The 14095-nt window shown below is 69.1% G+C and carries 14 protein-coding genes, 1 tRNA gene and 1 pseudogene; 9 read left to right on the top strand and 7 right to left on the bottom strand.

The annotated features are described in order from the left end of the window. Positions 1-145: 145 nt before the first annotated feature. Positions 146-922 (bottom strand): hypothetical protein, encoded by a 777-nt coding sequence (locus tag ACIG87_RS15420; RefSeq protein ID WP_396851313.1) that lies wholly within the window; start codon positions 920-922, stop codon positions 146-148. A gap of 2253 nt (positions 923-3175) precedes the next feature. Continuing rightward, positions 3176-3397, bottom strand: a pseudogene (locus tag ACIG87_RS15415) (tetratricopeptide repeat protein); the annotation flags it as partial. Between the two features lie 219 nt (positions 3398-3616). Between ACIG87_RS15415 and ACIG87_RS15410 the strand changes: the two are divergent. Continuing rightward, positions 3617-3700, top strand: a tRNA-Leu gene (locus ACIG87_RS15410). On the opposite strand, the gene ACIG87_RS15405 is transcribed toward ACIG87_RS15410, so the two are convergent. From ACIG87_RS15405 to ACIG87_RS15390, 4 genes are all read right to left on the bottom strand, one after another. Beyond that, positions 3682-5391, bottom strand: a complete 1710-nt coding sequence (locus tag ACIG87_RS15405; protein ID WP_396851158.1) for a recombinase family protein — start codon at positions 5389-5391, stop codon at positions 3682-3684. The two genes, ACIG87_RS15410 and ACIG87_RS15405, sit on opposite strands and share 19 nt — an antisense overlap. A gap of 408 nt (positions 5392-5799) precedes the next feature. Then, positions 5800-6666 (bottom strand): hypothetical protein, encoded by an 867-nt coding sequence (locus ACIG87_RS15400; RefSeq protein ID WP_396851157.1) that lies wholly within the window; start codon positions 6664-6666, stop codon positions 5800-5802. Beyond that, positions 6654-7238, bottom strand: coding sequence for a hypothetical protein (locus tag ACIG87_RS15395; protein ID WP_396851156.1), 585 nt, complete (start codon positions 7236-7238; stop codon positions 6654-6656). Before ACIG87_RS15395 ends, ACIG87_RS15400 begins: the two co-directional genes overlap by 13 nt. A 96-nt stretch (positions 7239-7334) precedes the next feature. After that, positions 7335-7577: a hypothetical protein gene (locus ACIG87_RS15390; RefSeq protein WP_396851155.1), complete on the bottom strand. Its 243-nt coding sequence runs from the start codon at positions 7575-7577 to the stop codon at positions 7335-7337. A 618-nt stretch (positions 7578-8195) separates the two neighbouring features. Here ACIG87_RS15390 and ACIG87_RS15385 point away from each other — a divergent pair. From ACIG87_RS15385 to ACIG87_RS15355, 7 genes are all read left to right on the top strand, one after another. Beyond that, a complete protein-coding gene (locus ACIG87_RS15385) occupies positions 8196-8687 on the top strand; it encodes an SAF domain-containing protein (protein ID WP_396851154.1) in 492 nt (163 codons plus the stop codon). Between the two features lie 67 nt (positions 8688-8754). Next, positions 8755-9387: a MinD/ParA family protein gene (locus tag ACIG87_RS15380; RefSeq protein ID WP_396851153.1), complete on the top strand. Its 633-nt coding sequence runs from the start codon at positions 8755-8757 to the stop codon at positions 9385-9387. Between the two features lie 173 nt (positions 9388-9560). Then, positions 9561-10712, top strand: a complete 1152-nt coding sequence (locus ACIG87_RS15375) for a CpaF family protein (RefSeq protein WP_396851152.1) — start codon at positions 9561-9563, stop codon at positions 10710-10712. 2 nt (positions 10713-10714) lie between these two features. Beyond that, positions 10715-11539 carry a type II secretion system F family protein gene (locus tag ACIG87_RS15370; protein ID WP_396851151.1) on the top strand — a complete coding sequence of 275 codons (825 nt, stop codon included), beginning with the start codon at positions 10715-10717 and terminating at the stop codon, positions 11537-11539. Further along, complete coding sequence (locus tag ACIG87_RS15365; RefSeq protein WP_091237217.1) at positions 11536-12444, top strand: type II secretion system F family protein; 909 nt, start codon at positions 11536-11538, stop codon at positions 12442-12444. The genes ACIG87_RS15370 and ACIG87_RS15365 overlap by 4 nt, the downstream gene beginning before the upstream one ends. 51 nt (positions 12445-12495) lie before the next feature. Then, positions 12496-12693 carry a hypothetical protein gene (locus tag ACIG87_RS15360; protein ID WP_091237216.1) on the top strand — a complete coding sequence of 66 codons (198 nt, stop codon included), beginning with the start codon at positions 12496-12498 and terminating at the stop codon, positions 12691-12693. Continuing rightward, positions 12690-13076 (top strand): TadE family protein, encoded by a 387-nt coding sequence (locus ACIG87_RS15355; RefSeq protein ID WP_396851150.1) that lies wholly within the window; start codon positions 12690-12692, stop codon positions 13074-13076. The genes ACIG87_RS15360 and ACIG87_RS15355 overlap by 4 nt, the downstream gene beginning before the upstream one ends. A gap of 117 nt (positions 13077-13193) precedes the next feature. On the opposite strand, the gene ACIG87_RS15350 is transcribed toward ACIG87_RS15355, so the two are convergent. Beyond that, positions 13194-13502 (bottom strand): hypothetical protein, encoded by a 309-nt coding sequence (locus ACIG87_RS15350; protein WP_396851149.1) that lies wholly within the window; start codon positions 13500-13502, stop codon positions 13194-13196. Positions 13503-13658: 156 nt separating this feature from the next. Here ACIG87_RS15350 and ACIG87_RS15345 point away from each other — a divergent pair, with 156 nt between their 5' ends. Then, on the top strand, positions 13659-14036 hold the full coding sequence (locus ACIG87_RS15345) for a pilus assembly protein TadG-related protein (protein ID WP_396851148.1): 378 nt from the start codon (positions 13659-13661) through the stop codon (positions 14034-14036). Positions 14037-14095 lie beyond the last annotated feature (59 nt).

Raw genomic sequence — 14095 nt, 5'->3', positions numbered from 1 at the left:
GCTACCCTCCGTCCGGTGGCCCGGGCGGCGTGCCGGGTGCCGGACGCCCTGCCCTGAACCGTGGGACATCATATGGGCCACACCGGGACGAGGAAACCCGCACCGTTCCGATTCGGACACCCAGCGTGCCAGGTGAAGGCCCCGGTCAGCCGCTCGGCGACGAACGAACCCGGTCGGTGCAGACCTGGCCGGAGGTGGCGAACGCGTTCGTCGAGTAGACCGCCAGCACGGTGAAGCAGTAGTCCACCTCGGCGTTCAGGCCGTTGACCGTGAAACTGGTCTCTCCGGGGTCGACGGTGGCCATCACCCCGAGCGGCCGTCCGGTCCGTCCACCCGCGACCATGAACGGCACCGATCCGTTGCTCGGATCGGACCAGGTGACCGTGATGGTGGCCGCATCGTCACGCAACTTCAGGTCGTGCGGTGGGGGTCCGGCCGTCTCCCGGGGCGCGGTGTCGGCCGACTGTCCCGGTCCGGTCGAGTCCCCGCGAAGCGTCACCGCGCCGATCGTGCCCCCGACGGCCAGCAGCACCACCACCACCCCCGCCACCACGGCCACCGTCCGGCCCCGCCCGCGCGACCCAGCTGCCCGCACCGGATACGACGAGGTCAGCGCGGGATACCCCGTCCCCTCCACCGGCGGCGGTACGTCCACGGCGGCGATACGCCCCCCGGTCGGCCCCGGTGTCGTCAGCGCGCTGACCGAGGTGTCCGGGTCCGCCCCGCCCCGCGCCGTGGGCCCCGGCGTCGTCAGCGCGCTGACCGAGCTGTTCGGGTCCGCCCCGCCCGGCGTCGCCGTTTCGTCGGCGGGAACCGGGGCGTCACCCCCGACACCGTGGCTGCTCCCGGCGGTCCACGCCGGGACGCTCGTACCCCAGGGCCCGGTGTCCAGCGCAGGTGACGCACCGGCCGGCGGACGCATCGGAGACCGTGACCCCGGGTCGGGCGAACCCACCACGGGCGGCCCGTCGACCGGCTGTGAAAGCCCTACGCCCGGCGCGCTGTTCGGATATGCGGGCGTCCCCGCCGGTGGCGCACCCACCGGACGCGGGTACGCCTCCGCCGCCGGCATGCTGACCGGATCCGGATCCGGGTACGCCTCCGCAGCCGGCCCGCCCGGACCGTGCGCCGATGGTCTGCCGGCCGGGGGCGGGTGCGGTCCGGCGGGGGGTGCGCTCAGCGGGTCGGCCGCCGTTGTCGGCGGTCGAGGCGGCAACGGCACCGGTGCCGGTGGTCCGCTGACCGGAGGAGCCGGCAGTGTGGCGTGGGCCGAACCCCCGTACGGACCCGCCGGGTCAGGCGGTGCCGACCCGGGCGGTGCACTGACCGGATGCGTCGGTGCCGGTGGAACGCTCACCGAACTCGGTGCCGGTGGTGGTGCCGTTGGCGGTGGCGGTGGTGCCGGAACGCTGGGCAGCGGCGTCGGCGATACGGACCCTGCCGAGGCCGCCGGTGGCGGCGGGAGGCTCCCTGCCGGTGCTGCCTGAGGTGCTGATGGCGGTGGTGCTGGTGCTGCCTGAGGTGCGTGAGGTGCCTGTGGTGCTGGTGGCGGTGGTGCTGGCTCTGGTGGGGTGCTTGCCGCCGGGCTTGCTGCCGGTAGCGGCGGCGGGCCAGCCACGACGGCGGGTGGAGCGGTGGGCGGCGTACCGGTCGGGGCCGGGTCGCTCGGCACGGTCGTCCGCTGGTCCTGGGCGACGTTGCGTCCCTGGTCCTTCAGCAAAGGCCCGATCTGCTGCACCTGCACCGTCGGTTGGTCCCAGCCCTGTGTCGGTAGAGGACCGGCGACGGGTGGGGCGGACAGGGAGGGCGCGGGGGTCGGTGGTGCGCACGGGGGTGGATCGTCCGGCGGAAGATCCGGCACCCCACGGTCGGCGGTCGGGGTCGTCACCGACCCGGGTCGATCGGTGTTCGGGGTGGGAGCCGGTGTCCGCCGGTCGGCGGCGTACTGAGTCTTGCCCTCCGGGGTGAGGCGGGGGACGGGGATCTGAGCCGACTCGGCTTCCGGTTGCTGCGTGCCGGTAGGGGGTGGGCTGACCGGCCCGGCGAAGTGTCCCACGGGAGCGGACGGCGGCGCGGGGAAGGCAGGGCGTATCGGACCGAGGACGTCGATCTGCCCACCGTGCGAGGCAGGTGGGAGCGCAGTCGGCTGGCCGTGCCGGGTGGGCGGACCGGACGGGAGCGGGGTCGGCTGTCCAGGGCTGGACGGGGAGCCGGCGGGGATCACGACCGGCTGTCCGTGGTGGGCTGGTGGGCCTGGTGGCATCACGGGCGGCTGCCCATGGTGCGGTGCGGGCAGTGGTGTGGTCGGCTCGGTGAGGTCAGGCCGCCCAGGCAGGACCGGTGGCGGTTGGCGGGCCGGCGGTGCGGCGTGCTGCGGCTGGAGGTGCGGCGGCGCCCAGGGCGACGTGGCCGGCGCACCGTCGGATACCGGTGCGGACGAGGGAACCGGCGGTGCCGAGTGCTGCCGAAGTGACGCCGCCGCCGGAGGTGCGGGGTGTGGTGGCCCGTCCGGAGGTGCCGGGGCGGCGGGGGGTGATGTCGGGGCGGAGGACGGCTCGGATCGCGGTACTGGCGGCGTCGGATAGGGCCGGGGTGCTCCGGGCCGGTGAACTGTTGGCACGCCGTACATCTGCCGGGGCAGCGGCACCCGGGGCTCGGCACCTGGTGCCGAAGCGCCCGGCGTGGGGCCCCGCCTCGGCACCGGCGGCGTGTGTGCCGGTTGGTCAGGAGAAGCCGGGTGACCGGCCGGGGCCGATCGGCCGGGGGCAGCGGCGGGAGGTGCAGAAGTCGGTCGGGACGTGGGTGGTGCAAACCCGGGCCGGGCCGTCGGCGTCGGCGGGTACCGCTCGGGGGGCGACGCTGGCGGGGCGTACCCGGGACGGAACGACGGCGGTGCGGGCGGTGACGGCGGTGGTGCTACCGGAACTGCCGGGGACGACGTTGCGGTGGAAGTCGGCTGCGCTTGGTCCGCCGGGATACCCAGGTACTGACGTGCGGCGCGTACGGCGGGGTGCTGTTCACCGAGCACGGCGGGTCCGCCGGTGGCGACCCGGGTGTAGTTGCGTCGAGCCTCGTGCCGGTTGCCCAACTCCTCGGCGACCCCGGCCAGGTCGAAGGCGAGGGCCAGCATCAGCGGGTCGGCCGGATTCCACCGTCGCTCGCCGGCGGTGTACGCCTCCTCCAGCACCCGGCGGGCGGCTGCCGGTTCGTCGGCCTCCCGGTGCAACCTCGCGAGCAGGTGCGCGGTGCCCAGGATCTCCGGGTGGTCCTCTCCGTAGGTGGGGCTGGCCGAGGCGATCGTGTCGGTGAGCAGCCGGCGGGCCGCCGACAGGTCACCGGAGGAGCGCAGGGCGAGAGCCCGGTGTTGAACTGCGGCGAGCGGAGAGGGTGCGGACACGCAGCCAATGCTGCCGCCTGACCGGGGCCGGACGCTACCCACCCGCCGGAGCCGTCAGGAACAGGCGTCTGACCTGCGGTGATCCAGTTCCCGTTCGCCCATCGGGCAGCGATGTGCATGATCCATACGGGCCGTGTACAGTAATGCCCCGTGCGGCCCGCCAGGGCGGCTGACCGGGGTGAAAGCCACCGGAGCCGACGCGGTAGGCTGAACGGGCAAGTCCGGGTGGCGGAATGGCAGACGCGCTAGCTTGAGGTGCTAGTGCCCGTATAGGGCGTGGGGGTTCAAGTCCCCCCTCGGACACGAACCAAATCCCAACGGTGTGCGCCAAGATCCACTATGGCGCGCACCGTTTGTGTTTCGTCGTTGTAGGTCAGCTTGAGCCGGAGGAGCCGGTACAGGTCGAGCTTGTGCTCAGGCTCAGCCTCGGCGAGGGCTCCGGCGATGTCGCCCAATTCGGCAACCAGCGAGGCGATGTCGTCAACGGTCATCGCCTCGACGGCCTGAGTTCTGGCCGCTGGTGGGTGCGCTGCGAGCGCTTGGTCCCGCTGCTGTTCGGCCTCGGCGATCCATGCGGTCACGACGGCTGGGCTGGCCCCTTCGTCGAGGGCTTTCTTATAGCTGGCGATCTTCTTGTCGAACTCGGCGCCGGGGTTGCGTGCTGGCTGCTGCTTGGGGAGTGCCGCCTCTTCGGGTGTGGCGAGTTGTTGAGCGAGCAGTCTGATGGTCTGATCGCGATGTAGCGGATCGAAAGCCGAGGCGAGCCATCGATCGATGTGTCCGGTGACGAGATCTTCGCGCAAGATGGCGTTCTTTGGGTGGTCGACGCGGTTGGCGAGTGCATATTCGGCGGGGTAGCGGCACCTGTAGTAGGCGACGCCGTGGGAGTGCTGCCCCTGCATCCGGCGGTTGCACGTGGAATGATAGAGGATGCTCTTGAAGACGTAGGGGTGTCTCGTGCGGTGTGGCTTGTGCGCCGCTGGCTTGCGTGCTCGGGAGCCGAGAAGGTCGCGAGCCGCGTTGAAGACATCGTCAGTCACAAGAGGCTCGTGCGCGATCTCTTGCGAGGTGATCCACTTTTCTCGTGGATTCCAGCGCATCACAGGCATGTGCCCGAGCGCGACGTCGTCCACGTCCACAAGTACCTCGTCGGTCCGCTGCTTGTTCCAGACCTCGCGGCCGGTGTAGCGCGCGTTGGTGAGGATCACCCGGACGGCGCTCTTTGCCCAGGCGCGACCGTCGCGATGCGAATTGCGAGCGCGGTCATAGGCTGACGGGCAGAGGATTCCCTCACCCGTTAGGGCTTCTGCGATGGCGAAGATGCCGTTGCCGTTGAGGAAGTCGCGGAAGATGCGTTGCACGATAGGAGCGGTCTGAGGGTCAGGCGTCAGGCCGTGGAGGCGTTTGCCGTCAGCGGCCTTCTGCGGGTTCGGGTGAGGGCCAAGGTCTTTCAGGGTGTAGCCGTACGGTGGCCGTCCACCGAGGTAGCGGCCCTGCATCTGCACCTGCGTTGCCATGGAGCTGCGTACACGTACCTTCACGCGTGTGCGCTCGCCCTTGCTCATGCCGCCGAAGACCGACATGACCAGGTCGTGGGCCTCGTTGTCTGGGTCGATCGGCCCGCCCACCTCGGGTACCCACAGTCTCACGCCGAAGTGAGCGAAGACGGGAATTGTTAGGCCGTACTGGTTGCCGTAGAAGGCGCGGTGAGGCTCTCCGATTACTACGTCGTTAAAGCCTCGGTTGGGGTTTCGCAGGGCCGTGAGCAGCCGACTCGCTTCGGTGCGCCGTGGCCACGGGATTGAACGGCTATCGCCGACGTCAAAGAAGCTCTCGACGATCTGCCCTTCCACGGGTCGGATGAGACCTTCGGCAAGTGTCAACTGCCAGTTGTACGAAGACTCTGGGTCTTGATTGTCTTCTGTTGAGACCCTGCCGTAGAAGGCGAAGCAGTGTTTATAGCATGAGCTTCCGAAACGGTTCTGTGTGCTCATTCAGACTCCAACTGTCGGGTGTTCTTCGATTGGATGCGCCTGTCACGGACGTCAAGTAGCAGGCGTATCAATGCGGCGGTGGCCGGTTTGTCAAATGCGGGCGGGGCGTCGGGCAGGATGACGGATAGGTCATCAGTGTTGCGTTCCAGCCCGTTTGTATTGTAGTTCTCATTGGTTGGTTCGCGGCGTTGGGGTTCGTTATTCAACGTGTTCCCTGGGGGTGCTGGCGGCGCTCTCGCGCGCGGCGATCGAGTCATTGGGAGACCTCCGTTTCGCTTCCTCTTGATGCGAATAAGCCGATCGAGCGACTGCTCGATCGGCTTATGGTTGGACCGTGATGCGGATAAGGGGAGGCCCTGCCGAGAACGGGGGGTCTCGGCAGGGCCTCGTCTAGGAGCGGTATGGCGTCTAGCTGGTGATAACCGCTCGCAATTCCGTGACGGTGACGTTGGCACTCGTCGTGGTGGTGATATTGGGTTCTGTTCCGGACAGGCCGCCCCCGCTCCAGGACACGTCCCATGTGGCGACGGCTCGGACGGTGAACATGCCGGCGGGGCTGTCGGCGGACGTCGTGTTGTAGATGTGCCCGCAGGTAGGTGACGGTGAAGTGGGGTTGGTTGAGGCGCTCCACGGTGTCCCCGGGCCTGTGCAGACGGTGTTTGTGCCATCCCCTGCGTACCAGGTGATCTTCCGGGGGACCGCCTTGGCGGTGATGGTCAGGCCGCCTGCTGAGGCGTTCGCGGTCTGGGTCTGCCACCAGCCGGGCTGCACCCACCACCAGACGGGCACGTGGACGAACTGCTTCGTGGCGAGCGCTGGACTGGCCGCGATGACCGGGCGGGGCATCGTGAGGTTGTCTACGGCTCGTTGCGTGATCATCCCGAGCGCCGCTGGCGGCTGGAGCAGCGTCACGATGGTCATGCCGGGGATGGGATCGCCGGTTGCCGGATCGAGACAAGTCTTGATCCACTGGTTGGCGGGTAGGTAGTCGGAGTAGTCCTTGCCGTAGTAGCAGCCGTCGCTGCCGAGCCAGCCGAAACCGTTCTGGCATTCGACGACGTTGCCGCCGACTTTGCAGACGACGTTGCCGCTCCCTCCACCCCCGCCGTTGCCGCCGCCGGTGTACGTCACCTCGACGGTGCATTGCGGGTTGCCGGGGGTGACAGAGCAGTTGACGCCTCCGTAGGCATCCGCGTGCGCTGGTGCCACCGCAGCGAGTGCCATCGTCAGTGACGTGGCAACCACCGCGAGCAGGCGCCGCGCTATCTCTTGCATGACCCCACCTCTCTGATGCCGACGGCTGTCACCTTCCATGCACCTTCGATGCGTTCGACCTCGGCGAGGACGAGCCGCATGCCGCCCGGTGAGTCCTTGTACGGGCTGCCATCTGCCTTGTAGCGCTCGGTCTTGCTGGTGTCCATGCAGTCACGCACGGATGCCCTGGTTGGTGCCGCAGGTGGTGACAGTGACGCCACCTGCGGGTGAAAGATCGTTTGTCCGCGAGCGAGAAGGCCCTGCCTCTTGTTCGCGTTGAGCCCGTTGGTCAGCAGGGTCAATGCGGCGCTGGTGGCGTACTTCGGCAGGTCCGGGTAGGACGGCTCACCGGCTGCGCTGGCCTTCTCGAAGGCTGTTTGCATGCCCACGTACGCGTCGATCGCGTGCTGCCTGGCCTCCTCGGGAGTCTCGGCTGCCGCTGAGGCAGCGGCGGACGGGCTCGTAGAAGTCGATACCGGTGGTGCCGAGGTCGGCAGCGTGGTCGGTGGGTTCTCGTCCTCGGCGCACGAGGCGAGCAGCGCCGTAAGCGTTACAGCCGTTGCTAGTCCAATAAGTGATGTTGCGCGTTTCATGTTGCCCTCCAACGCGAGAGGCCCCGAGCTTCGTTCCTACCTCACGGCTCGACGGGCGCGCTACCGACAGTTGTGTACGTACAGGCTGTCAGTACGTCATGCCGCGCGTTCCGCCTGTCGCGGGGTGTGGATCGAGCAGTTGCCGTCGCACGCGTCTTCGGGCAGGTGAACATGCGTATAGACGGTGGCGATGGCCTCGTAGGTCATCAGGGACTCTCGGCCTCGGTCCGTCAGGGCGTAGGTGTTGATGACGCGACTGCCAGAGCGTTCGCTGTCCGCCCGGACGAGGCCGGCGCGGGTGGCCCGATGGAGGCTTCGCGTCAGAGCGTTGTCGTCCACGTGCTCACCGATGTGTGTCTCAAGCCGTGCGTGAAGCGCCCGGTACCTGTAGGGCCCTTCGGCCAGGACCGCGAGGACTGCGGGGTCCCAGCGGAAGCGGAACAGGTCGGCGATCCGGACTAGGGCATCGATGTCAATCTTTATCCCCCCATGTGCAAGTTGCGAACGAGGTGCCACCGTGACATTTGTCGATCAAGAGCGGCAAATGATATCGCCGGGTATGCCTTGGGGGGCAAGGCAATCGCTCCATTCGGACCAGTGGCCATCGACTCTTCGAGCGATGACGAGTCCGGACATGTCATGACCTGCGAACTTGTGCCTCGCTAGATCGTCAAGTGCACGCATGACGGACGTACACATTGTACGTAGAAGCTCTACGTACTCACTTGTCCGTGGCGACAGGTCTTCGCGCTCAGGTAGGACAAACATTCAGATATTTCACGGGGGTGATTGACGATGACTACGGTTGCCGAGACGCGAAGGACTGCACCGGTACGGCCTACCCTAAACGGGACGGCGCAGCCGAAGCGGCGCTGGTCGCTACTTGTCGGTGGATTCTTACTAGTCTTGTTGTGCGCAGGAGTTTTCGCCGTTGTCCAGTTGGGCGGTGACGCCCGTGTGCAGGTGCTCGCGGTCGCCCGGCCCGTGGCGGCTGGGCAGGCAATCAGTGCCGAGCATCTGCGGATCGTCGCGATGGTGCCGGACCCGAGTGTGCCCCTGGTGCGTGCCGGACAAGCGCAGCAGGTGATCGGTCGCAGCGCAGCGGTTCCGCTGGCAGCGGGAACGCTGCTGTCGGAGTCGCAACTCGGCCCAGCCAGCTGGCCTGACGCCGGGCAGGCCGTGGTCGCGACCGCATTGAAGCCGGGCCGTGTCCCGGCGGGCGTCACTCCCGGAAGTCATGTACTGGTGGTGACAGTCGCCAAGGACGGCAGTCCGGAAACGCCGGGTCTTCCTGCGGCGCCAGTGTCGGTAGCCGCCACCGTGGTCGAGGTCGTGCCGGGCGTAGATGGTTCCGGCACCACCGTCGTCTCGCTGCTGCTGGCCCGTAACGATGCGACCAAGCTGGCCGGGGCGGGGTTGGAGCTGTCACTCGTCGTGATTGCGGGCTGACATGTTGGTTGCTGTCGCATCCGTGAAGTCAGGCGGGGCCACTACTGTTGCCGCCACATTGGCGGCGGTGTGGCCTGGCGAGTCCGCGCTGCTGATCGAGGCCGATCCGGCGGGTGGTGACCTCGGCGGCTGGCACCGGCTCCCGGACACCCCTGGCCTGGCGTCTCTGGCCAACGCGTGTCGTATGGGTCAAGTTGACCTGTCCGAGCACACCACTCGGCTGCCGTTCGGCGTCGACGCGGTGCTCGCTGCCGCCGGTCGCCCGCAAGCCAGCGCGGCGATCGGGCTGCTGGCCGACATCGAGCCGGCTCGGTGGGCCAAGGAACGCCCCACCGTGCTGGACGTCGGCCGACTGGAGCCCGGCTCACCGTCCTTGCCGTTGCTGGAGTTGGCGGACGCGGTGCTCGTCGTATCCGGCGGCGATGTGCTGTCGCTTTTACGAGTTGCCCTGGCGGAGATCCCGGTCGAACGGGCGCAGCTGGTCACGGTCGGCCCGCTCGCGTACGCGCGTGACGACCTTGACGGGCTGCCCATGCCGCTGGTCGCGCAGTTGCCGTGGGACCGCCGCAGCGCCGAGGTCATCGCCGGTACCCGCCGCGCCCGCCACGCATGGACCCGCGTGGACCTGCCCGCCACCGCACGAGCGCTGGCCCTTTCCCTCGCCACACAAGCCCATCCCGCAGGAGGTGACCACAGATGACTCTGCCGTCGACCAGCGTCCTACCCGAGACCGAACTCGTCGCCGACCTACGCGCCCAGGTCGCCCAGGCTCTGGCCGGGCATGCCGGGGGCGGGCCGCTGCCCGCCGCCGAACGGCGCAGGCTCGCCGAGCAGTACACCGGAGAAGCGCTCGACACCCACGCCCGACAGGCGTTGGACGCCGGGCGGGCACCGCTGTCGGCCAGCGTCGAGGCACGGGTGGCCCGCGCGGTCATCGACCACATCATCGGCGCTGGCGGCCTGCAGCAACTACTCGACAACCCCGACATCGAAAACGTTCACGCCAACGGCTGCGACGAGGTGTTCATCAAGTTCACCGGCGGCAAAGCAGAGGTCGGCCCGCCGATCGCCGAGACCGACGAGGCGTTGATCGAGATGATCCGGGCGCTGGCCACCGAGGCGGCGTTCGGCGACGACTTCTCCGGCCGTGGTGAAGAGCGCGCCTTCGACCGGACCAGCCCGGTCCTGGACATGCGGATGCGCGACGGGTCCCGGCTGTGCGCGGTCATGTCGGTGTCACGCCGCCCGGCGCTGTCGATCCGCCGCCCGACGATGATCAACGCCGATCTCGATGATCTGGTGGCCAAGGGCACCCTCGATGAGCCGCTGTGCCGGGTGATCCAGGCTGCGATGCGCGCCAAGTTGAACGTGATCTTCTCGGGCGGCACCAACACCGGCAAGACCACTCTTGCCAGGGCTGCCGCTCGTGCGATTCCGTCGCAGGAGCGACTGATCACGATCGAGGACAGCTTCGAGCTGGAGTTGCACGACGCGGTGGCCCATCCGAACGTCACGGCGTTGCAGGCCCGCCGCCCGAACCTCGAAGGGGTCGGGGCGGTTTCGATGTCGACGCTGGTGCGCACCGCGCTGCGGATGGACCCCGACCGAGTCATCGTCGGTGAGGCCCGCGGCGACGAAGTGATCGACCTACTTAAGGCCATGTCGCAGGGCAACGACGGCAGCTTCGCCACTGTGCACGCCTCGTCCAGCGTCCAGGCGTTCACGCGACTGATGATGTACGCCGTCCAGGCCCCGGAGAGGTTGTCATTCGAGGCCAGCGCGATGCTGATTGCCGAAAGCTTGAACCTGGTCGTGCAGCTCAACTGGGCGCCGGACAAGACCCGCGTGGTGTCCAGCCTGCGGGAGGTCGTCGGCTTCGACGGCCGCGACGTGATCTCCAATGAGGTGTGGAAGCCCGGACCGGGCCAACGGGCCGTGCCGAACACGCCGCTGCGCACCGACACCCTGGACAGGCTGGAAGCCGCCGGGCTCGACCCGCACATCATCGACCGGGTCGGGTGGTAGCGGTGGCTGCACTCGCTGCACTGCTCGGCGCGGGCGTCGGCGTGGGCCTGCTGGCCATGCTCGCCGGTCTGCGCCGTCGTGCCGTCACGGACCAGCCCCGTCCGCCCGGATTCCGGCTCACCCGCGAGCAGGTCATCAGGATCGCCGTGGCGCTGGTCGCCGCCGCGCTGGTGGGGATGCTCACTCGGTGGCCGGTCGGAGCGATCCTGGCCGGGATCGCCGCCTATGCCCTGCCCATCGCGCTGGGCACCGACAAGACCGCCGCGCGAGCCCTGGCCCGTACGGAGGCCATCGCGATGTGGGCGGAGATGCTGCGCGACAACCTGGCCGCAGCCGCCGGTCTGGAACAGGCCATCCTCGTGACGGCTCCGTACGCGCCGGCCGCTATCAAGGGCGAGATCGCCGACCTTGCCGCCTCGATCCGGCTGGGTCAGCGGCTCCCGGTCGCGCTGGGCGAGCTGCGCGAGCGGCTCGACGACCCGACCGGCCGTCTGGTGGTCCGGGCGCTGATCCAGGCGTCGACCCGCCAGTCCCGGCAGCTGGCCGAGCTGCTGACCGAGCTGGCCAGCCGTGCTCGTGCCCGTGCCACCCTCCGGCTGAAGATCGCCCCGGGTCACGCGAAGATCAAAACGAACGCGCGGGTCATCACCGGGTTCACGATCGCGATGGCGGTCGGCCTCGTGGTGCTCAACCCGGCCTTCCTCCAGCCCTACAGCAGTTTTGCCGGTCAGCTGGTCCTCGTCGCGGTCGGCGTCGTGTTCGCCATTGGCTTCCTCGGCATCGCCCGCCTGGCCAAGGTCGGGGTCGCCGAAGGAGCCAGCCGATGATCACCGCTGTTGTGCTCGGTCTGGGTACTGGCCTCGGGCTGGCGATGCTGGCCGCGTACGCGTTCCCACCTCGGCTCACCCTCGCACAGGCGTTCGCCGTGCTGCACCCACCCACGACCGGTAGGACGATCATGGTGCGGCCGGTCATCGCACCGGACGAGGCCGGGCGGCTGGCCTCGGTCGGGCGCCCGTTCGTGCCGCTGCTGGTCCGCCTCGGACTGCCCCGTGCCAGCGTTCGCGCCGATCTGGGCATCTGCGGCCGGGAACCGGCCCGGCACCTGGCCGAGCAGGCAGCCATGGCACTGCTGGGCCTGTTGATTCCGCCCGCGTTCGCCGCCCTGGTAACCCTCGGCGGCACGCCGATCGGCTGGCAGCTGCCGGTATGGGCGTCGCTGATCCTCGCCGCGCTGGGCATGTTCGTCCCAGACCTGGCCCTCGCCTCCGAGGCGGTCAAGCGGCGGGCCGAGTTGCGCAACGCCGTCTCGGCGATGCTCGACCTCGTCGTCATCTCTCTGGCCGGCGGCGCAGGGGTCGAACAAGCCCTGCGCGACGCCACCGACGACGCCGAAGGCTGGGCGCAGCAGGCATTGCGTCAGGCCGTCGAAGCCGCGCACCTGCGACGGCGCCCGCCGTGGCAAACCCTCGGCGAACTCGGCGAAACCACGGGCATGACCGCGTTGGCAGAGCTGTCGGCGGCGCTGTCGATGGCGGGCAGCGAGGGAGCCCGGATCAAGGCCACCCTGTCAGCCCGGTCGGCGGCGCTGATGACCCACCAGCTCGCCGAAGCCGAAGCCGCCGCCGCCTCGGCCACCGAGCGCATGGTGCTGCCCCTGGTCCTGCTGCTCGGCGGATTCATGATCTTTTTGATGTTCCCCGCGTTCGCCACGATTTTGGGCGCGTTCTAGCTCGACCGGTTCAGGAGGGCTGGACCGGCTAAACCCCACGGGAGGAACGAGATGATGATCAATCAGCTGGCGGCCTACGTCACCGTCGCCGCTTTGGAGGTTCGTGACCGGTCGCGTCGGCGCACCCCTGACGGCGGCTACTCCACCGAGGCCATCGCTGTGACCGCTTTTCTCGTCGCGCTCGCCTTGGCGGCGCTGGCGATCCTCGGCCCGAAGGTGCTGGCGAAGATCCGGGGCGTCACGCTGTGACTCGTTCGGCGCCCCGGCGCCGGCGGGACAGAGGGGCGGCCAGCGTTGAACTGGTGCTGGCCACCCCTCTGCTCGGCCTGCTGCTGATGGTCGCCGTGCAGTTCGCCTTGTGGCAGCACGCCAGTCACATGGCCCAGGCCGCCGCCAACGAAGGCGTGCAGACCGCACGCGCCTACGGCAGCAACGCCGCCGCAGGGAAGACCGACACCGAAGCGCTGCTGCGCGACCTGTCCGGCGGCGCGCTGTCGGGCACGTCGGTCACCGTAAGCCGCAGCACTACCAGCGCGACCATCACGATCACCGGCCGAGCCCCCTCGGTGATCCCGGGCCTGACATTCCCGGTCAACGTCACCGTCACCGCACCCGTCGAGCGCGTGCCCTAGAGGTCACGCCGGACCGGGATTCCTGAAGGTTCTTACAGCGCAACCGGAGGAGGTACGTCCCATGTCGAGCGCCGTCTACGGCAGCATGCGCGGTGTCGGCCGCCGCTTTCGCCGACTTCACGCGGCCGGCGACCGCGGCTCGGTCACCAGCGAGATGGTCGTCTTCGTCGTGCCGTTCCTCATCGTCATGGCAATGTTCGTGGTCTTCTGCGGCCGGGCCGCCTCGGTGGCCATCGACACGCACGCCGTGGCGTCGGCGGCGGCCCGCGCCGCCGCTGACGCATCGACTCCGGCCACCGCCCGTACCGCCGCTACCAGGGCGGCCAACGCGATGGCGTCGGGCAGCAGGTTCACCTGCACGGCGACCACCGATACTGGCCAGTTCCGGCGAGGCGGATCGGTCACGGTCCGGGTGGCGTGCGTCATGCGGATGGACGACCTCGGCCTACCAGGCGTCGGCGCGACCAAGACCGCCAACGCATCGGCCACCGAACCGATCGATATCTATCGAGCAGGGACATGAACACCTGCAGCGCCAGGCGGCGAGCCCGCCGCTTTGCCCAACGATCCGACCGGGGCGCAGTGACCGCGTTCACCGTCGTGTGGCTGGCCGCCGCGCTCCTACTCGGCGGTCTGGTCCTGGACGCCGGGCTCGCCGTGTCGACCAAGGTCAATGCCCGGTCGGTGGCCAACGCAGCAGCCCGCGCCGGAGCCCGCGAACTCGACGTGGCCGCCCTGCGCACCACGGGCGTGGTCCGGCTGGACCTGGCTAAGGCGCGCACCGCCGCCACGAGCTGGATCGCCCGCGCCGGAATGCCCGGCACCGTCACCGTCACCGCGACCACGGTAACCGTCAGTGTGGCCACCTCTCGGCCGACGCAGTTGCTCAGCCTGGCCGGGATCGGCAGCATCCCCGTGCATTCCACCGCGACTGCCGACGCCATCGTCCCCATCATCTAGAGCAGAAGGAGGTAGCGCGATGCTGTCATGGCTGGGCCGCTGGACCGTCCGCGCCAGCG

It is taken from the genome of Micromonospora sp. NPDC051925, assembly GCF_044548625.1.
Classification (GTDB): Bacteria; Actinomycetota; Actinomycetes; order Mycobacteriales; family Micromonosporaceae; genus Micromonospora.
The sequence above is the reverse complement of the archived record's forward strand: the minus strand, read 5'-3'. Positions and strand labels throughout refer to the sequence as shown.

Bases quoted from the DNA above. Each gene is read 5' to 3' on its own strand.
- ACIG87_RS15360 (WP_091237216.1), top strand. From the start codon at position 12,496: ATGATGATCAATCAGCTGGCGGCCTACGTCACCGTCGCCGCTTTGGAG.
- ACIG87_RS15420 (WP_396851313.1), bottom strand. From the start codon at position 922: ATGCGTCCGCCGGCCGGTGCGTCACCTGCGCTGGACACCGGGCCCTGG.
- ACIG87_RS15395 (WP_396851156.1), bottom strand. From the start codon at position 7,238: ATGAAACGCGCAACATCACTTATTGGACTAGCAACGGCTGTAACGCTT.
- ACIG87_RS15350 (WP_396851149.1), bottom strand. From the start codon at position 13,502: ATGACGCACGCCACCCGGACCGTGACCGATCCGCCTCGCCGGAACTGG.
- ACIG87_RS15400 (WP_396851157.1), bottom strand. From the start codon at position 6,666: ATGCAAGAGATAGCGCGGCGCCTGCTCGCGGTGGTTGCCACGTCACTG.
- ACIG87_RS15365 (WP_091237217.1), top strand. From the start codon at position 11,536: ATGATCACCGCTGTTGTGCTCGGTCTGGGTACTGGCCTCGGGCTGGCG.
- ACIG87_RS15405 (WP_396851158.1), bottom strand. From the start codon at position 5,391: ATGAGCACACAGAACCGTTTCGGAAGCTCATGCTATAAACACTGCTTC.